This window comes from Pseudomonas sp. NFPP25, assembly GCF_900116505.1.
In the GTDB taxonomy this organism is placed as follows: Bacteria; Pseudomonadota; Gammaproteobacteria; order Pseudomonadales; family Pseudomonadaceae; genus Aquipseudomonas; species Aquipseudomonas protegens.
On sequence record NZ_FPBG01000005.1, the window covers coordinates 204,578 to 222,099 of the forward strand.

Below are 17,522 nucleotides of genomic sequence, written 5' to 3' on the forward strand. Positions count from 1 at the left end.
GCCGGCCGAAGTTTACAGCAGGCAAGGCTCTGGTCTTGCCTGTGCGCTTTGGGGTTGCGCATTAACTTGCGCAGTGGCGATATAAGCGCCCTATAACAATTCCAGGGGTCGTTGTATGTTGCTCGCCACCTTGATCCACCGTGCCAGTCTGCCCAGCCCGCAAGTCTTAGCGCAGCAAGCGCTGGAGTTGCTGGAAAGCCACTACGGCCTGCACGGCACCCTGCACTCGCTGGGTAGCCAGCAAGACCTCAACTATCGCGTCGACAGCCCCCAGGGGCGGTTTGTCCTGAAGATCTGCCGCGGTGACTACTCGGTCCTGGAGTTGCAGGCGCAGCACGCCGGCCTCAAGCATCTGCAACAGCACCCGGAGCTGCGAGTACCCAGGGTCATCCCGGCGACAAACGGCGCGGACCTGCTATCCCTGGAGATCGCCGGGCAAGCGCTGCACGTGCGCCTGCTGGACTATATAGAAGGCCGCTCCCTGACCCAGCTGCCGCACCTGGGTGGAGAGCTGGTGGCGGGCCTGGGCCGGCTGTGCGGGCAGATGGACCTGGCCCTGGCGGATTTCGAGCATCCGGGCCTGGAGCGCACCCTGCAATGGGACGCCCGGCATGCCCAGGCATTGATCGGGCATCTGCTGCCGGTCATTGCCCACCCGCAGCAACGAGCGGTGATCGCCAGCGCCGCGCAACGCGCCGAGCGCCGCCTGCATCCGCTGCTGGAGCAACTGCCGGTGCAGGCTATCCATATGGACATCACCGATGACAACGTGGTCTGGCAGCGGGATGAAGCACGGCATTGGCAGGTGCAGGGGGTGATCGATTTCGGCGACCTGATCCGCACTTGGCGCATCACCGACCTGTCGGTGACCTGCGCGGCGCTGCTGCATCACGCCGAGGGCGACCCGCTGCGCATCCTCCCGGCGATCCAGGCCTACCATCAGGTCAACCCGTTGCAACGTGCGGAACTGCTGGCGCTCTGGCCTCTGATCGTGGCCCGGGCGGCGGTGCTGGTGCTCAGTGGCGAGCAGCAGGTCAGCATCGACCCGGGCAATGCCTACAGCCGTGCCAACCTGAGCCACGAGTGGGAGATTTTCCAGGTCGCCAACTCGGTGTCGTTCGAGTTCATGGAGGCGGCGATTCTCACCGCTGTCGGGCACGCACTGCCTGCCATCGGCGGTGAGGGGTTCGCCCCGCTGTTGCCGAGCCTGGTGGGGCGCGAATTCGCCCTGATCGACCTGGGCGTGCTCAGCCCGCACTTCGAGGCGGGCAATTGGGAGCAGCCGGGGATCGACGATCGCCTGTTGGCCGAAGCCTGCGCCGCCCATGGCCTGGCGGCCAGCCGCTATGGACAGTACCGCCTGTCGCAGACCCGTCCCGATAGCGCCGAGGAACCCTCGACCTGCCCCTTGCATGTACAACTGCAAGTGCCGCCAGGCACCGCTGTGGAAGCGCCGTTCGCCGGGGTCCTGCACCGTGCCGAGCAAGGCCTGTTGCGCCTCGATGGCCCGACCCTGAGTATGCACCTGTGGGGCGTCGAGCCTTCGCTGCAGCCGGGAGCGGCGCTGGTCAAGGGCCAGGTGCTGGGCGCCGTGGCGGCGGATGGTCGGCTCAAGGTGCAGCTGTGTCGCGCTGCCGAACTGGATCCGCCGCTGTTTTGTACGCCGTCCCGAGCCCCGGCCTGGCAAGCCCTTTGCCCCTCGCCGGCGGCGCTGCTGGGGCTGGCCTGCGATGCCGAGCCGGAACTGGATCCGCAAACCCTGCTGGAGCGTCGTGACGCCAGTTTTGCCCGCTCGCAGAAGCACTATTACGTCGATCCGCCGCGGATCGAGCGCGGCTGGCGCAACCACTTGATCGACATGCAGGGGCGTTCCTACCTGGACATGCTCAACAACGTCGCGGTGCTGGGCCACGGTCACCCGCGCATGGCCGCTGAAGCGGCGCGGCAATGGTCGCTGCTCAACACCAACTCGCGTTTCCACTATGCGGCGATCGCCGAGTTCTCCGAGCGCCTGCTGGCCCTGGCACCGGATTCCATGGACCGGGTGTTCCTGGTCAACAGCGGCACCGAGGCCAATGACCTGGCGATCCGCCTGGCCTGGGCCTACAGCGGCGGGCGCGACATGCTCAGTGTGCTGGAGGCCTACCATGGCTGGTCGGTGGCGGCTGACGCAGTGTCCACCTCCATCGCCGACAACCCCCAGGCCCTCACCAGCCGTCCGGAGTGGGTGCACCCGGTGACCGCGCCCAACACCTATCGCGGCGAGTTCCGCGGCCAGGACAGCACCCCGCACTACCTGCGCAGCGTCGACCAGCAACTGCACAAGCTGGATGAGCAGCAACGCCAACTGGCCGGTTTCATCTGCGAACCCGTGTATGGCAACGCCGGAGGGATTTCGCTGCCACCGGGCTACCTGCAGCAGGTCTACGAGCGGGTGCGGGCCCGGGGCGGGGTGTGCATCGCCGACGAGATCCAGGTCGGCTACGGGCGCATGGGCCAGTTCTTCTGGGGCTTCGAGGAGCAGGGCGTGACCCCGGACATCATCACCATGGCCAAGGGCATGGGCAACGGCCAGCCCCTGGGTGCGGTGATCACCCGGCGGGAAATCGCCGAAGCGCTGGAGGCCGAAGGCTATTTCTTCTCCTCGTCCGGCGGCAGCCCGGTCAGTTGCCGCATCGGCATTGCGGTGCTGGACGTGATGCAGGAGGAGAAACTCTGGGAAAACGCCCAGGTGGTCGGTGAACACTTCCGGCAGCGCCTGGAGGCGCTCAAGGAAAACCACCCGCTGGTGGGAGCGGTGCATGGTTCCGGTTTCTACCTGGGGCTGGAACTGATCCGCGATCACGCCACCCTGGAACCGGCCACCGAGGAAACCACCCTGCTGTGCGAACGCCTGCGCGAGCTGGGGATTTTCATGCAACCTACCGGCGATCACCTGAACATCCTCAAGATCAAGCCGCCGATGGTCACGACTCGCCAGAGCGTGGATTTCTTCGTCGACATGCTGGCCAAGGTGTTGAGCGAAGAGCTGTAGGCGCAGGGCTCTGCTTTGCGTTGACCTCCATTCGCCGGCAGGCCGGCTCCTGCAACGCTTGGTAGGAGCCGGCTTGCCGGCGAATGCGTTTCTTTATAATTCGATTGTTATCGGCTTTTTGTCGTTAATTTATCGTAGTTAATGGTTTTTCAGCTTTTAAAGTCGATATTTATCGGATATAAAGTGGCCATATCCAGGCTCGGCCTCGCCGTGCCCGGTGCCTTGTGTCCGTTGTCATCGACCGCTTCGCCTTGCCCTGGAGTTGATCCATGAGCCGTACCGTTACCGTCGCCGCTACCCAGATGGCCTGTTCCTGGGACCTTGAGGCCAACCTCGAAACCGCTGAGAAACTGGTACGCGAAGCCGCGGCCAAGGGGGCGCAGATCATCCTGATCCAGGAACTGTTCGAGGCGCCTTACTTCTGCCAGAAGCCCAACCCGGATTACCTGCAACTGGCCACCACGGTGGACAGCAACGCCGCCATCGCGCACTTCCAGAAAGTCGCCAGGGAGCTGCAAGTGGTGCTGCCCATCAGCTTCTACGAGCTGGCCGGGCGGGCGCGTTTCAACAGCATCGCGATCATCGATGCCGATGGCAGCAACCTCGGGATTTATCGGAAAAGCCACATCCCGGATGGCCCCGGCTACCACGAAAAGTACTACTTCAACCCGGGCGATACCGGCTTCAAGGTATGGAACACCCGCTACGCGAAGATCGGCGTGGGCATCTGCTGGGACCAGTGGTTCCCCGAGTGCGCCCGCAGCATGGCCTTGCAAGGCGCGGAGATTCTCTTCTACCCCACCGCCATCGGCAGCGAGCCCCACGACCAGACAATTTCCTCCCGCGACCACTGGCAGCGGGTGCAGCAGGGCCATGCCGGGGCCAACCTGATGCCGCTGATCGCCAGCAACCGCATCGGCAACGAAGAGCAGGACGGCTACGACATCACCTTCTACGGCTCGTCCTTCATCGCCAATCAGTTCGGCGAGAAGGTTCAGGAGCTCAACCAAACTGAAGAAGGTATCCTTGTGCACAGCTTCGACCTCGACGAGCTCGAGCACATCCGCAGCGCCTGGGGCAGTTTCCGTGACCGTCGTCCGAACCTCTATGGCGCGCTGAAAACCCTCGACGGTTCCCTGGAGTCCTGAACACTATGAGCACTTTGCACAGCACGCCGCGCGCCGACGGTTTCTACATGCCCGCCGAATGGGCGACCCAGACCCAGGCCTGGATGATCTGGCCCGAGCGCCCGGACAACTGGCGCCTGGGCGGCAAGCCGGCGCAGGCTGCCCATGCCGCGGTGGCCAAGGCCATCGCGCGCTTTGAACCGGTGACCGTGGCGGTGTCCGCGGCCCAGTATGAAAACGCCCGGGCACGCTTGGACGTGCCCAATATCCGTGTGGTGGAAATGTCCAGCGACGACGCCTGGGTCCGCGACACCGGCCCGACTTTCGTCATCAACGCCAGCGGCGAAGTGCGCGGCGTGCACTGGGGTTTCAACGCCTGGGGCGGCTTCGAAGGCGGCCTGTATTCGCCTTGGAATCGTGACGAGCAGGTCGCCAGCAAGGTGCTGGAAATCGAACGTTGCCAGGAGTACCGCACCGAGGGCTTCGTGCTCGAAGGTGGCTCGATCCACGTCGATGGCGAAGGCACCCTGATCACCACCGAGGAATGCCTGCTCAACCACAACCGCAACCCGCACCTGTCCCGCGAAGAGATCGAGGCGGTACTGCGCGAGCATCTAGCGGTGGAGCAGATCGTCTGGCTGCCGGATGGCCTGTACAACGACGAAACCGACGGCCATGTGGATAATTTCTGCTGCTATGTGCGCCCGGGCGAAGTGCTGCTGGCCTGGACCGACGACCCCCAGGACCCGAACTACCCGCGTTGCCAGGCCGCCCTGCAGGTGCTGGAAAACACCCGTGACGCCAAGGGCCGCACCTTCAAGGTGCACAAGATGCCGATTCCCGGCCCCTTGTACGCCACCGAAGAGGAATGCGCCGGGGTCGACGCGGTAGAGGGCAGCCAGGAGCGCAACCCTTCGGTGCGTCTGGCGGGTTCCTACGTGAACTTCCTGATCGTCAATGGCGGGATCATCGCGCCCAGCTTTGACGACCCGATGGACGCCCAGGCCAAGGCCATCCTGCAGCAGCTGTTTCCCGAGCACGAAGTGGTGATGGTGCCGGGCCGTGAACTGTTACTGGGGGGCGGCAATATCCACTGCCTTACCCAGCAACAGCCCGCGCCACAGCGGATTTGAGTGCCGTTGTAACAGCCGATGCCGGTTGTTTGCCGGTGCCGGCCCGGCCCATGGCCTGAGCTTCGCCAGCCAGCCCGCAGCCTAGACAGGCCGCGGGCTTTTTCATGGCCGTATATCGGCACAGGTGGCACATTGGCATAGCTCTTGTATCTCTCCTGGCGTGATTCTGAGACATGGAGAACGGTGTTGTTCTGTCATAAAGCTTGGATAAGTTAGGCCGCTCAGATACCAGGAGAGCGCTGGAATGAACATGGTCAGCGAGCGGGCGTCCCATCCCTTGGCAATGAATAACGAGTCGCTGCAGGTGCTGGCCCAGTGGTTGAAGTCCAATGGAACGCGTCAGATCAGGGAACCTGATCCGCGCCGGATCATCATTGAGCGTTACCCCGCTGGATTGCTCAGCGAGGCGGAACTGCAGGCGTTGTGGGATGTGGTGAAAGGATAGACAAACAAGGGATTGTGCGAAGCGCTGCCGGGATGGCAGCGCTTTTTTTTGCCTGGCATTCAGATGTCGGGCATCCGGGCGTCAGAAGCGGTAGTTGCCGGTGACCACCAGGCTGCGAGGGTCGCCCGGCTGGATCTGGAAGGCGCTGGTGGCGGAACTGTAGTACTCGCGGTCGGCGATATTGTTCAGCGCAGCGCGTACGTCCCAGTCCTTGTGCCGGTAACCGGCCAGGGCGTCCCAGCGGCCATAACCGGGCAGCGCCACGGTGTTGCTGCTATCGGCGAAGCGGTCGCCGACCAGGGTCAGGCCGGTCTCGGCGTACCAGCCCAGTTCCGGTTTCCAGGTGATGAACAGGCTGCCATTGCGCTTGGCGACGTTGTTCACGCGCTTGTCTTCGAAGCCGTTGTTGTCCTTGACCACCACGGCGTCCTGCAGGCCGATGCCGCCGCGCAGGTACCAGTTGCCGACGATCTTGCCGGTGCCCGTCAGCTCGACGCCGCGGGAGCGTTGCAGCCCGGTGAGCAGGGTGATGCTGCGGTCCTGCGGATCGGAGGTGCGACGGTTGTAGAGCTCCAGCTCATACACCGCCAGGGTGGTGCTCAAGCGTTCGCCCAGCCAGTCGCTCTTGACTCCGACTTCCTTCTGCCGGGTGAGCTCGGGGCTCAGGTCGTTGCCGTTACCGGCGGCGTTCGGGGTGATGCCGATCAGGCCGCCGCCCACCGGTGAGAACGACTTGCTCCACGAGGCATAGAACGAGTGGTGCTCCAGCGGCGTCCAGACCACCCCCAGGCGCGGGCTGACGCTATGGCTCTCGCGGCTTTCGGAGAGCCCGTTCTTGCGGTTGCTGGTCTGCACATCGAAGTTGTCGTAGCGCAGGCCGGCGAGCAATTGCCATTGATCGTTCAGGCGCAGTTGGTCCTGCACATAGAGGGCTCGGCTTTCGACCTCGGTGTGGTTGTTGCTGGAGACCTGCATGCGGCCGGTGTGGCTCTGGTACGGGTTGGGGTTGTACAGGTCGACGGCGGGCACCGCCTGGCTGCCCGGCCCGGAAGTGGCGGCGTTGTAGAGGATCGGGTCGCGGCGCTGGCTGCCGAGCTCCAGGCCGGTGAGCAGGCGATGTTCCAGGCCGAAGGTGTCGAAACGGCCCTCCAGTTCGGTGTTGTTGTAGACGTTGCGGGTCTTCAGGTCCTGCTGCCAGCGTTGGCGTTGGACCTTGCCGGTCGTGGCGTTGTAGCCGGTCTGGTAGGTGTTGTCGAAGTCGCTGTCGAGCTTGAATACCCCCAGGGTGTGGCGCAGTTGCCAGTTCTCGCTGAGCTCGTAGCTCAGCTTGGAGCGCAGGGACTGGGACTTGTCGTCGATGTAGTCGCGGTGATCGCCGTAGGTGGTGTCGCGGCTGACGTCCGCCGGGCGTCCGTTGACCCCGGGGATGCCGCGGTCCGGGGTGCGGTTGTAGCGGCTGTATTCGTACTGCACCAGCCAGTTCAGGTCCGGGGTCAGTTGCCAGCTCATGGACGGGGCGAACAATTGGCGGTTGCCGCTGACGCCTTTGCGGAAACTGTTCCGGTCCTCGTTGCCCAGGTTCAGGCGCAGGCTGATGTTCTCTGTCGGGTCGGCGCTGAGATCGGCATACAGGCTGCGCAGGTCCTGGCTGCCGCCCTGGACTTCGACGCTGGAGCGGCGGCCGAATTCCGGCAGCTTGCTCACCCGGTTGATGATCCCGCCCTGGCTGCCACGGCCGTAGAGCACTGCTGCCGGGCCCTTGAGCACTTCGATGCGCTCGATGTTGTGCAGGTCGCGCACGTATTGGCTGTCGTCGCGGATGCCGTCCAGGTAGAAGTCGTTACTGGCATCGAAGCCGCGGATCCGCAGGCTGTCGAAGCGCGTGTCCGAGCCGCTGCTGACGTTGGGAATGCCACTCAGGGCGCTGCCCAGGTCGTTGACGCCGTAGTCCAGCACGTTGGCGGTCTTGATTGTGTCGATGGCCTGGGGCACGTAGCGCGCCGGGGTCGAGGTACGGGTTGCAGTGCTGACTTCCTTGACCCGTGGGTCATCGGGGTCGGCTTCGGCCTCGGCACTGATGGAGGTCATCGGCAGGGTAGTGCTGGCAGCGCAGGCAAAACCGCTGGCCAGCAGGGTGCAAAGACCCAGGGACAGGGGCATGAGGCGGAAATGGGCAGGCATCTGAAACGCATCCGAGAAGGGGGAATTCGAGGGTGCGAATGATAATGCTTGTCATTAACATATGTTAAATATTCCCTAATAAGTTCCCCAGGCTATTTGTTTCTGAATGTATCTTTCGGGTATCGGTTCGCATACTGAAGCTAAACAGACGGATTCGACCGGTTACAGCAACAGACTAAAAGCCAATTCGAGGTTTTTCCCTTGGCGCGCGCGGCCTAGTCTGCGTGACATCGAATTTTCAAGACCTTGCTGGAGCCCCGATATGTCCTTGGCCACCCTTCACTATATTTATGACCCCCTGTGCGGCTGGTGCTACGGTGCCAAGCCGCTGGTGCAGGCCGCCCAGGCGGTGGTGCCGGTGGTGGCCCATGCCGGCGGCATGATGACCGGGCGCAACCGCCAGCCGGTCTCGCCGCAACTGCGCGATTACGTCATGCCCCATGACCGGCGGATCGCCGAGTACACCGGGCAGCCTTTTGGCCAGGCCTATTTCGAGGGCCTGCTGCGGGATGAGACGGCCACCTTCGACTCGGCGCCGCCGATTGCCGCCGTACTGGCGGCCCAGGCTATGGAAGGGCGGGGCCTGGAATTTCTGGGCCGGTTGCAGACGGCGCATTATCTGGAAGGACGCAGGATCGCCGACCGGCAGGTGCTGCTGGAGCTGGCGCAGGCCCAGGGGTTTGCCCCGGCTGCCTTCGAGGCGGCCTTCGACCAGGCGGTGGCCCATGAACTGGACAACCATATAAAGGCCAGCCGGGCCCTGTTGGCCAAGGTCGGCGGGCAAGGCTTCCCGACTCTGGTGCTGGAGCGCGATGGTCGTTACCAGCTGCTCGACATCAGCCCCTGGCTGGGCAAACCCGAGGCCTTCGCCGACTGGCTGAAGACCTCCCTGGGCGCCGATAGCGGCCCTCACGATGGCGTGGCCCAGGCCTGTGGCCTGGACGGTTGCACACCCTGAACTCACCTGACCTGCGTGGAGTCACCCATGGATAACCTAGCGTTGATCAAGAGCACCTACGAAGGTGCCAACTCCCAGGAAAATGCGCGCAACACCGCAGCGGCCCTGGCCCCCGATGCCCGCTGGACCGAGGCGGCGGGCTTTCCCTATGCCGGCACCTATATAGGGTTCGAGGCGGTGCTGGAGCACGTCTTCAAGCGCCTGGGCTCGGAATGGCAGGACTTCACCTTCAAGGTCGAGAACTATGTGGCCCAGGGCGACAAGGTGTTCGCCTATGGCAATTACCAGGGCGTCTACAAGGCCTCGGGCAAACCGATCGATGTACGGGTGGCTCACTTGTGGACACTTAAAGATGGCAAGGTCACCCACTTCGAACAATTCGTGGACAGTCACAGTGTGCAGCTGGCAATGCTCTAGCCCGCAGTTCTTAGAATATTTTCAGCTATTCAAAGACGATTCACGAAATTGACACGTTGTTAAAGGCGCAGATAGGATTCGCCCCAACGCCTGTGGCCAGGAGCCATATTTCAGAATAATAAAAGGCCCGTCGCGCTCACCCGCGGTCGGGCTTTTTTGTTTCAACGGTAGAAGAGCGTTCAATCGCCATAGCCGCGGAGCTCACAGCGCGTCACCAAACCGTAATAAGGAAAATAAAATGTTTAAACAGCGGATCTGCTTGATTGCACTGGGGATTTTGAGCGCTACACAGGCCATGGCCGACGGCCAGGCCGACGCCAAGGGTTTTGTTGAAGACAGCAGCCTGAAAGTGCTGCTGCGCAACGCCTACATCAACCGTGACTACAAAGACCGTAACAAGGACAAGGCCGAGTGGGGCCAGGCTGCCATCGGCACCTTTTCTTCCGGTTTTACCCAAGGCACCGTGGGCGTGGGCGTTGACGCCTTCGGCCTGTACGCACTGCGCCTGGACGGCGGCAAGGGTCGCAGCGGTGCCGGCGGCATCGACTTCTTCAAGCAGGGTGACAGCGGTAGCGCTGCAGACGACCTGGCCAAGGCCGGTGCTGCAGTCAAGTTCCGTTTCTCCAACACTGTGCTGACCTACGGTGACCAGATGCCGGCCCTGCCGGTGCTGAACTACGACAACTCGCGCCTGCTGCCGGAAAGCTACACCGGTACCCTGATCACCTCCAAGGAGATCAAGGGCCTGGAGCTGAACGCCGGTCACTTCACCGCCGAATCGCGCAAGAGCGCCGAAGGCCGTGACAGTGGTGGCCTGAAGTCGATCAACGTATTGGGCGGTAGCTACCAGTTCACCGAACAGTTCAAGGGCGCGCTGTACGCATCCGACGTCGAAGACGTGCTGAAGAAACAATACGTGAACCTCAACTACGTGTTCCCACTGGCCACCGACCAGTCCCTGACCCTGGACTTCAACGGTTACCGCACCAAGCTGGACAAATCCTTCGCCAAGGACCTCAACGCCGGCGGCCAGGACAACAAGATCTGGAGCCTGGCGGCGACCTTCGCCACTGGCCCGCACTCGTTCACCGTCGCCCATCAGCGCAGCACCGGCGACAGCCACTTGGGCTACGCCTATGGCGGTTATCAGAAGTCCGGCTATGTGGGTGATGGCGGCAACACCATCTACCTGGCCAACTCCTACTGGTCCGACTTCAACGCCGAAGACGAACGCAGCTGGCAACTGGGCTACGGTCTGGACTTCGGCGCCTTCGGCGTACCGGGCCTGACCTACAACGTGGCCTACGTGCGTGGCGACAACATCACCACCGTCAACAGCACTGGTGGCAGCGAGCGAGAAATCTTCAACCAGCTCAAGTACGTAGTGCAGAGCGGCCCGGCCAAGGACCTGAGCGTCAAAGTGCGCAGCTCGGTTCTGCGTGTGTCGCAGAAGTCGTATGAGTACAACAAAGGTGGCAACGAACTGCGTGTGTTCGTCGACTACCCGATCAACGTGTTCTGATGAACGCCTGATCACCGCCTGATACCAGGTGGTTGCCACACGAAAAGCCCCGACTGGTTTGGGGCTTTTTCATGTCCGGGTTATTGTTTCTGGGGTTTTGCCTGCGAGGGCAGGTAGGTGTTTTCGTACCACTGTCGTTTCAAGGCGTCGCCTTCACGCTTGTAGGCAAACATTGCTTGCCACTGTTCACTGGCGAGCTGGAGCATTTTTCCCGGAATGTTTTGCGTCAGGTGGGTGAAGTAGCGCAGGTGATGAAGGTCCAGAATCTTCATGAGTTTGTTCAGCTGTATGGTTTCTGCGTCTTCACTTGTGTCTCTCAAGGCTTCATTCAAGAGGAGCGTCGGGATCACCAGGATGTAAGTGCCGGTGGCGCCCGTGAAGTCGGGAAGCCCGTCATCGAGTTGGTAGAGGATGTAGACGTACAGGTCTGCCCAGCGGCGCTTGAGCTGGTTGCTGATCAATTCCTCGCCGTTGCGGGTCTGCATCCAGGCTGTCTTGCGCGCCACGGGCAGTGCGGTGTTCAGTTCCCCGGCAAAGGCCAGGTGATGCAGCGGCCTATCTGTTTTGTCGACGCGCTTGGTTTTGACCTCCACTGCCCAGCCGTTCCAGGTTGTCCGGCAGAACCAGCTCTGGTCCTCTACCAACGGATCTGTGGTGATCTTGCACGCATCCAGCAGCGGTTGTGGGTAGCCAAAATAGATATCCGCCACATCGGTTTCGCCATTGTCTTCACTGGCCGGGTCGAACAGCTTGTTGTGCCGGTATCCGTAAGGCCGCTGGTTGGTCTTTGGATCAAAGTCGGGGCTATGGGCCGGCGGATTGTTGCGCTCGAATTCCTTGATCGCGGAAATGATGAATGACTCATATACCCGCCCGATCCAGCTGGGGTTGTTTTTGAGGATATTCAGCAGTCGTTCCGAGAGTTCCATTTGATAGGTGGTCCTTGGGGCAGGGAAAGCTAGGGCATGAATGGCCAAGTCGCGGGGCGCCGGGATTTTCAGCCAGTGGTTGGCGCATATCAATCTTGTTACAGTCCACCCCCCTGTCTTGTCACGGATGATTTCGATGTTCCGTACCCTGCTATCCGGCCTGTGCCTGCTGAGCGTCGCCAGCATCGCCCACGGCCAGCAAGCGACTGCGCCCGAGCAGTTGCTGAGCGACTTCTCCCGCTGCGATGCGCAGTTCTTCCAGAACCTGAATACCGCCCGACTGCCGACCGGCACCTTGAGCCTGGCCCGGTACGGTGCGGTAAGCGCGCCCAAGGTCATGAACCCTTTGCAGGAAGGCGGGCGCTACCAGGCCTTCGAACAGCCGCTGCTGGTCAATGGCGTGCGCCTGGTGGGCTACTACAACGAAGCTCAGTCGCTGAAGTCGGTGGGCAACCTGCTGTTCTGGGGCTTTGTCGCCGAGGGCCAGCCCAAGGGCGTGGCCGCGGCGCTCAAGCCGCTGCTGGTGGACAACAGCCGCCTGAAGCAAGACCGCAGCGCCATGAGCCGGGTGGAGATCCGCCGGGTCGGCGACCCCATCGACCAGTGGCGCACCGAAGGCCTGGCGGGCGGTGGCGTGGCTACGCCGTTCGGTTATGTCGAACGCATCCTGAGCATCGACATCGGTACCACCCACGCACCGATTGCCGGACGCACCACGATCTTCTGCAGCTTGCAGGGTACGGTCACCGCGCCGTTGCTGCAGGTGTATCGCCCAGACCTCAACGCCCATCTGCTGGATTGAAAAACATGCCTTCATTGTCTGTACGCGGGTCGCTCCTGCTTGTGTGTGCCCTTGCTGTGACTGGCTGCGCCAGCCTGCAGAGCCAGGACCAGATCAACTACGCCCATTGCCGCATGGTGGGCCAGGCTTCCAAGGCCGAAAAATTCGACGTGGTGCTGCAAGAGGCCGACCTGTGCCTTGAGAAGAACCAGCTGAGCCAGCCCATGCAGAGCCTGGTGTACTGGCTCAAATCCGATGCCTACGCCAGCTTCAAGCGTTACCCGGAAGCCATCGCCGCCAAGGAAAAATCCATCGAGCTGGGCCCCAAGCCCGATGCTCGGGCGGTGCTGGACCTGAGCCGTCTGTATCGCGAAGCGGGCAACCCGCAAAAGGCCCTGGAGCTGGTGCAGTCCAACCTTGACAACAACCTGGGCGAGGCGGGCAAGGGCAGCGGTTTCAACATGCCGACCTACTACCACCTGGGCCAGACGCTGTACGACCTGGGTCGCTACCGCGAGGCCGCGGAAGCCTACAGCACAGGCCTGTTGAAGCAGCCCGACTATGCCTGGGCCTTCTACCACCGCGGCCTGGCCTACGACAAACTGGGCCAGACCGACGACGCCCGCGCCGACTTTGCCCAGTTCGCCAAGCTGGTGAACCAGAAGTACGTCGAGCCGCAGCACCAGGCCAAGCTGGCCGAGTACAAGATCAAGCTGCCTTGAATGCAGCGTGGTTGATGCAATAAAAAAGGCTCGCCTGATCGCGAGCCTTTTTTTATCCGCGAACGCTGTTCGTCAGTCGTCCGGATTGATGGCGAACTTCAGCTGGTTGCCCTGCAGGTAGACCACCGCTTCACGGCCATGGATATCCACCGGCCGGGCCGACATCGCGTCGTGATCGGTGACTATCTTCGACAACTCCTTGCCCCGCATATCGACCCGCCAGATACAGGCCCGGGGCCCTTGGTTATCGAAGTACAGCACCGGGCGCGTGGTGCTCCAGGTCGGGTTGACGATGGCCCATCCGGCATCGGGCTGTTTCTGCTCGGTGATGTTCTCCGAATGGCTGCCCGCGTTGGCGCGGTCATAGTTCAGGGACAGCTGGCTGCTGTCGCGATTGAGGTCCTGCTCCACCCGCGCCCGGGCGTGCATGAAGGTGTTGGAGCCAACCTGGAACACCTGCTGGGTGCTGGAGGGCGCGCTGCGCGAACCCAGGCGGTAGACCATGCTTTGCTGCAACTGGCCCGCCAGCTGCTCGCGGTAGTAGAACTGGCCATCGACTATCCCGGCGTAGCGCGGCCCCTGGTCGTTGGCCCCGGGATTGGCCCAGCCGGCGAAGGCGATGTCCTGGGCGATGGGATGCAGCCCCGGCTGGTCATCGGCGTACTCATACAGGGTGCCGACATACACCGGCTTGCCCTGCTGATAGCGCCCGACAAACAGCACCACATGCAACACCCCGGCTATCACCTGGGCATCGACGATCTGCTGGTCGCCCTGGGGCAGGGTGCTGTTGAAGGTGGCCAGGGTGAAGTTCTGCCAGTCGTCCGGGTCATATACCAGGTACGCCTCGCCGGGAGCCAGTGGGCGCAGTGCGTCCGGGGCGGGCTCGGGAGGAATCGGCAGCGACGTGAGCATTTTCACCTGGGCCCGGTAGACCGACTCCAGGCAATCGGTGTCGGGGCAGGTATTGCGGGTGTTCTTCAACCAGTGGCCTTGCAGCAGGCGGAACACCTGCAAGTGCTTCAGCGCCTGGTAGCGGCGGGTCATCTCCTCGTCCTTGGCGGACAGCGTCGGCGTGGCGCAGACAGTCTTTTCCACTTGGGTCGAGGCCTTGGCGCAGTCGAAGCCGGCGGCCTGCAGATCGGGCGCCAGCGCGAGGCTCATGGCCGCCAGCGAGAGCAAAGGGAGCTTCATCAACACATCCTTGTCGAAAACGGGTCAGGGGGTCTGGAACGTCTGCAGATAGGCCAGCAGATTATCGATTTTTTCCTCATCGCTCAGCCCCCAGAAAATCATCCGGGTACCGGGCACCACGGCCTTGGGGTCTTCCAGGTACTGGATGAGCTTGTCCCGGCTCCAGACAATGCCCGAGGACTTCATGGCCGTCGAGTACTGGTAGTCCGCGGCGCTGCCGGCGGGGCGGTCGATGATGCCATTGAGCTGCGGCCCGAAGGAACTGCGCACCGAAGGCCCGATGTTATGGCAGCCGTTGCACAGGCGCTTGAACAGCTTGGCGCCGGCTTCGGCATCACCGGCCAGGGCCGGGGCGCTGAATAGCAGGGAGTGGAGCAACAGGGTTAGGATCGATACGGCGATGGGCTTCATGGGCGGCCTGCGTGCAGCTGGAATCGGCGGCTATTGGAGCATGAAGCGCATGCCTGGGGGGAGCCTTGCGATACAAGGCTCAGAAGCGCCCACTGATACCCAGCAGCGGGCCCTTCTGGACGATGTCGTAGACAAACCCGTCATGGCGATAATCGACCCCCATGGCCCGGTAGCCGGCCACCGCCGAAAAGCCCGGCAGGAACTCCCAGCCCGCCAGTGCGGCCAGGTCCCAGTCTTCCCGGGACTGCCCGGCGCCCGCCATGCCCCAGGCGGAGAGCCAGAACCGCTCGTTCACGGCGTAGTGCCCGCGCAACCCCGCCATCGCGTCGGCCCAGGTGGCCTTGTCCGAGCCCGACAGGCCCCCGGCCGGCCCACCGTGCAGGGTGATGCTGGTGCTGCTGTACCAGACGCGCACGCCGCCGGCGATGTCCAGGCGATGATCGTCATCCCCCAGCACCTGGTAGCCGCCCCCCAGGAAACCCGAGGCGGTCTTGCTCTGCACCTCAAGCTTGGACGCCAGCGCTCCGGCTGGCAGCCGGTTGCGGGTGTCGGTGTCGATGTACATCAGGTCGGCGAGCACGCTGTAGGGGCCGCGCCGCGCTTCGCCCATCAGCATCACCGACATGTCGACACTGCGCGCGATGTCCGAGAAGTCGGACTTGATGAACTGGGTCCCTGTGCTGCGGTGGCCTACGTGCCCGCGGATCCCGGCGCCCCACACGTACGGGCCGCCGTTGAACCGCCAGCCATCGTCGTCTGCCGCCATGGCCACGGGCGGCAGGCTGGTACCGGCGGTCGTCAAGGCACCGAGCAGCAGCGCCAGGCGGGTACGCCGGTGCAGCAACGGTGAGTGCGGATGGTCACGGTGGATCATGCTGTTTCTCCGATCAGTGCTGGGTCAGCCCAAGAGCCACGCCTTCGGCTGCGCAGTCCTCGGCAGGCTTCAGGCCGGCCTGCTGCGCTGCCTTGACCTCCTCCTTCGCGGCCGCCAGATCGGCGAGGAATGCCGGATTGCCATGCAGGCTGGCCACCGTCGCGGCCCCCATGATGCGGCCAGCGTCCACGTCGCTCTGCCAGTGGGCGTCGCAGATGACCCGGCTCTGGCCGTATGCCAGGCCACGGGTCATCAGTTCGGTGGCGCGGGCCGGGCTGATCTCGGCCAGGACCAGGCCCCAGGCCCAGCCCGCGGCGGAGTGGCCGGAGGGCCAGGAGCCATCCGTGCGCAGCAGTGGCTCCATGTCCTTGCGGCACGTGCCTTCGTCATGCACCACGAAGGGGCGAGTACGGTTGTAGGCATTCTTTCCGGCGTAGGTGGAGCCCCCCGCATCCGTCAGGGTGCGCTGCATCAAGGTATAGAGATGGGGTGTGCTCTTTTCGCTGATCTGCGTGCCCAGTGCGCAAGAGAAGGTTTTCGCCGGGCCGGGGAATGACAGTTCTGCATCGGTTGCCGCGAGTTTCTCCCGGCTCGAGCCACGCAGCGCCAGCGCCGCACGCCGTGCTTCTTCATCCCGCGCGAGGGCCGCGGAGCCCGGTTTTGGCGGGGCCCCGAGCAAGGCCAGGCGTACAGGCAAGTCAGCCGGTTCAAGGTAGCCTGGCGCCAGCTTGAAGTGCGGGTCGGTGACCTTCATGGCGGCGTCCTCGGCCAGCGCCCATGCCGACCAGAGCAGGCCGGCCAGGGACAGTGTCACCGCGAAGGATTCAGGTATTTTTTTCATCGTGCGTTCTCTTTTCTATCCATGACCACGGCTGATCAGAACCGGTACAAGGCGTCCAGATAGGCTCCGGCCCCGACCTTTTCCCCCGTCAGCGGGCTGTCACGGGCGTCGGAGACCAGGGCGTAGGTCTTGATGCCCCCTTCCAGCGCCAGCTGTGGCTGCCATTGCCAGGTCAGGCCCAGCTTCAAGGTCACGTCGCGCATCCCGCCACCGGAGTGGTATTCATCGAACCGGGTGCGTGCGGCTTGCTGGGCGGTGACGCCGAAGCGGGCCATCATGTCGTTCTCGTTGCTCCAGGTGCCGTACAGCGTCGAGTCCAGGGTCAAGGTCGAAGACAGCGGGTAGGTGGTGGCGACCCCGGCTTCCAGGTACGCCGTACGGGCCAGGCTTTCGCCACCGTAATTGCGCCTCTGGCTCGATTGCAGGCCGCGTACGAACAAGCGGCCGGCGGGCAGGATCCAGTACGCTTCCGCCCCCACCAGGGCGGTGCTGTCCAGGTTGCCCATGCCCCGCAGGTAGTCATCACGGCCGTCCAGGGTGTGAATGCGTTCCTTGCGCCCCGGGTCATAACCCACCAGCAGGGCCACGCCGAAAGGCGCCAGCCCCGGCAGATCCCACCGCAGCCCTTCCGGAAAGGCCGCGGTAAAGGTGCCCCAGTCCTGGGTCGGCATGACCGCCTTGAGCTTCAGTGACGGGAAGGCGGCGTAGTGGGAAGCGCCCTGGTACAACGGGCCAACAGCCAAGCCGCCGCCTACCGTCACCGATGGCGTGCCGCCTGAATCGGCCGGGGCAGCCTGGGCAGGCGGCACCAGCATCAATGCAAGGGCTGCACCTAGGGAGAACACCACGGGAGACCTGAAAGAATGTGAATGATCCTTGAGTGTCATTGTTCATTTCCTTGGGTGTGAACTCTGTAGTGCAGAGCCATTGCTGAGTTGATCACCACTATTCAA

16 protein-coding genes are annotated in these 17,522 nt (G+C 63.1%); 9 read left to right on the forward strand and 7 right to left on the reverse strand.

What is annotated here, in order from left to right; translation table 11 throughout:
- The first annotated feature begins 115 nt into the window (after positions 1 to 115).
- The 4 genes from BM382_RS20920 to BM382_RS20935 all read left to right on the forward strand — a co-directional run bounded on the left by BM382_RS20920 (position 116) and on the right by BM382_RS20935 (position 5,739).
- Entirely contained in the window at positions 116 to 3,034 is a 2,919-nt protein-coding gene (locus tag BM382_RS20920; protein WP_072443792.1) for an aminotransferase, read from the forward strand.
- 269 nt (positions 3,035 to 3,303) lie between these two features.
- Positions 3,304 to 4,182: an N-carbamoylputrescine amidase gene (aguB, locus tag BM382_RS20925; protein WP_011058685.1), complete on the forward strand. Its 879-nt coding sequence runs from the start codon at positions 3,304 to 3,306 to the stop codon at positions 4,180 to 4,182.
- 5 nt (positions 4,183 to 4,187) lie between these two features.
- Entirely contained in the window at positions 4,188 to 5,294 is a 1,107-nt protein-coding gene (gene aguA, locus BM382_RS20930; RefSeq protein WP_011058686.1) for an agmatine deiminase, read from the forward strand.
- Positions 5,295 to 5,538: 244 nt separating this feature from the next.
- Positions 5,539 to 5,739, forward strand: coding sequence for a hypothetical protein (locus BM382_RS20935; RefSeq protein WP_011058687.1), 201 nt, complete (start codon positions 5,539 to 5,541; stop codon positions 5,737 to 5,739).
- Positions 5,740 to 5,820: 81 nt separating this feature from the next.
- Here the strand turns inward: BM382_RS20935 and BM382_RS20940 are convergent, their stop codons facing one another.
- A complete protein-coding gene (locus BM382_RS20940) occupies positions 5,821 to 7,920 on the reverse strand; it encodes a TonB-dependent receptor (protein WP_072443794.1) in 2,100 nt (699 codons plus the stop codon).
- Positions 7,921 to 8,182: 262 nt separating this feature from the next.
- On the opposite strand from BM382_RS20940, the gene BM382_RS20945 reads away from it, so the two are divergent.
- The 3 genes from BM382_RS20945 (at position 8,183) to BM382_RS20955 (ending at position 10,817) form a co-directional block, all read left to right on the forward strand.
- On the forward strand, positions 8,183 to 8,878 hold the full coding sequence (locus BM382_RS20945) for a DsbA family protein (RefSeq protein ID WP_072443796.1): 696 nt from the start codon (positions 8,183 to 8,185) through the stop codon (positions 8,876 to 8,878).
- Positions 8,879 to 8,905: 27 nt separating this feature from the next.
- The gene (locus BM382_RS20950) at positions 8,906 to 9,295 is read left to right on the forward strand and encodes a nuclear transport factor 2 family protein (RefSeq protein ID WP_015633792.1); all 390 of its coding nucleotides are present in this window, start codon (positions 8,906 to 8,908) and stop codon (positions 9,293 to 9,295) included.
- Positions 9,296 to 9,533: 238 nt separating this feature from the next.
- Complete coding sequence (locus BM382_RS20955; RefSeq protein ID WP_072443798.1) at positions 9,534 to 10,817, forward strand: OprD family porin; 1,284 nt, start codon at positions 9,534 to 9,536, stop codon at positions 10,815 to 10,817.
- Positions 10,818 to 10,897: 80 nt separating this feature from the next.
- Here the strand turns inward: BM382_RS20955 and BM382_RS20960 are convergent, their stop codons facing one another.
- Complete coding sequence (locus BM382_RS20960) at positions 10,898 to 11,746, reverse strand: hypothetical protein (RefSeq protein WP_041774032.1); 849 nt, start codon at positions 11,744 to 11,746, stop codon at positions 10,898 to 10,900.
- 136 nt (positions 11,747 to 11,882) lie between these two features.
- Here BM382_RS20960 and BM382_RS20965 point away from each other — a divergent pair, with 136 nt between their 5' ends.
- The gene (locus tag BM382_RS20965) at positions 11,883 to 12,548 is read left to right on the forward strand and encodes a hypothetical protein (RefSeq protein WP_239690415.1); all 666 of its coding nucleotides are present in this window, start codon (positions 11,883 to 11,885) and stop codon (positions 12,546 to 12,548) included.
- Between the two features lie 5 nt (positions 12,549 to 12,553).
- Complete coding sequence (locus BM382_RS20970) at positions 12,554 to 13,249, forward strand: tetratricopeptide repeat protein (protein WP_011058694.1); 696 nt, start codon at positions 12,554 to 12,556, stop codon at positions 13,247 to 13,249.
- Between the two features lie 72 nt (positions 13,250 to 13,321).
- Here BM382_RS20970 and BM382_RS20975 read toward each other — a convergent pair whose 3' ends face one another.
- The 5 genes from BM382_RS20975 to BM382_RS20995 all read right to left on the reverse strand — a co-directional run bounded on the left by BM382_RS20975 (position 13,322) and on the right by BM382_RS20995 (position 17,456).
- The gene (locus tag BM382_RS20975) at positions 13,322 to 14,443 is read right to left on the reverse strand and encodes a lysozyme inhibitor LprI family protein (RefSeq protein WP_072443802.1); all 1,122 of its coding nucleotides are present in this window, start codon (positions 14,441 to 14,443) and stop codon (positions 13,322 to 13,324) included.
- Between the two features lie 24 nt (positions 14,444 to 14,467).
- Positions 14,468 to 14,854, reverse strand: coding sequence for a c-type cytochrome (locus BM382_RS20980; RefSeq protein WP_072443804.1), 387 nt, complete (start codon positions 14,852 to 14,854; stop codon positions 14,468 to 14,470).
- A gap of 79 nt (positions 14,855 to 14,933) precedes the next feature.
- A complete protein-coding gene (locus tag BM382_RS20985; protein WP_011058697.1) occupies positions 14,934 to 15,728 on the reverse strand; it encodes a hypothetical protein in 795 nt (264 codons plus the stop codon).
- Positions 15,729 to 15,741: 13 nt separating this feature from the next.
- Complete coding sequence (locus BM382_RS20990; RefSeq protein WP_072443806.1) at positions 15,742 to 16,569, reverse strand: acid phosphatase; 828 nt, start codon at positions 16,567 to 16,569, stop codon at positions 15,742 to 15,744.
- 35 nt (positions 16,570 to 16,604) lie between these two features.
- Entirely contained in the window at positions 16,605 to 17,456 is an 852-nt protein-coding gene (locus BM382_RS20995) for a MipA/OmpV family protein (RefSeq protein ID WP_072443808.1), read from the reverse strand.
- Positions 17,457 to 17,522 lie beyond the last annotated feature (66 nt).

Bases quoted from the DNA above. Each gene is read 5' to 3' on its own strand.
- BM382_RS20920 (WP_072443792.1), top strand. From the start codon at position 116: ATGTTGCTCGCCACCTTGATCCACCGTGCCAGTCTGCCCAGCCCGCAA.
- aguB (WP_011058685.1), top strand. From the start codon at position 3,304: ATGAGCCGTACCGTTACCGTCGCCGCTACCCAGATGGCCTGTTCCTGG.
- aguA (WP_011058686.1), top strand. From the start codon at position 4,188: ATGAGCACTTTGCACAGCACGCCGCGCGCCGACGGTTTCTACATGCCC.
- BM382_RS20935 (WP_011058687.1), top strand. From the start codon at position 5,539: ATGAACATGGTCAGCGAGCGGGCGTCCCATCCCTTGGCAATGAATAAC.
- BM382_RS20940 (WP_072443794.1), bottom strand. From the start codon at position 7,920: ATGCCTGCCCATTTCCGCCTCATGCCCCTGTCCCTGGGTCTTTGCACC.
- BM382_RS20945 (WP_072443796.1), top strand. From the start codon at position 8,183: ATGTCCTTGGCCACCCTTCACTATATTTATGACCCCCTGTGCGGCTGG.
- BM382_RS20950 (WP_015633792.1), top strand. From the start codon at position 8,906: ATGGATAACCTAGCGTTGATCAAGAGCACCTACGAAGGTGCCAACTCC.
- BM382_RS20955 (WP_072443798.1), top strand. From the start codon at position 9,534: ATGTTTAAACAGCGGATCTGCTTGATTGCACTGGGGATTTTGAGCGCT.
- BM382_RS20960 (WP_041774032.1), bottom strand. From the start codon at position 11,746: ATGGAACTCTCGGAACGACTGCTGAATATCCTCAAAAACAACCCCAGC.
- BM382_RS20965 (WP_239690415.1), top strand. From the start codon at position 11,883: ATGTTCCGTACCCTGCTATCCGGCCTGTGCCTGCTGAGCGTCGCCAGC.
- BM382_RS20970 (WP_011058694.1), top strand. From the start codon at position 12,554: ATGCCTTCATTGTCTGTACGCGGGTCGCTCCTGCTTGTGTGTGCCCTT.
- BM382_RS20975 (WP_072443802.1), bottom strand. From the start codon at position 14,443: ATGAAGCTCCCTTTGCTCTCGCTGGCGGCCATGAGCCTCGCGCTGGCG.
- BM382_RS20980 (WP_072443804.1), bottom strand. From the start codon at position 14,854: ATGAAGCCCATCGCCGTATCGATCCTAACCCTGTTGCTCCACTCCCTG.
- BM382_RS20985 (WP_011058697.1), bottom strand. From the start codon at position 15,728: ATGATCCACCGTGACCATCCGCACTCACCGTTGCTGCACCGGCGTACC.
- BM382_RS20990 (WP_072443806.1), bottom strand. From the start codon at position 16,569: ATGAAAAAAATACCTGAATCCTTCGCGGTGACACTGTCCCTGGCCGGC.
- BM382_RS20995 (WP_072443808.1), bottom strand. From the start codon at position 17,456: ATGACACTCAAGGATCATTCACATTCTTTCAGGTCTCCCGTGGTGTTC.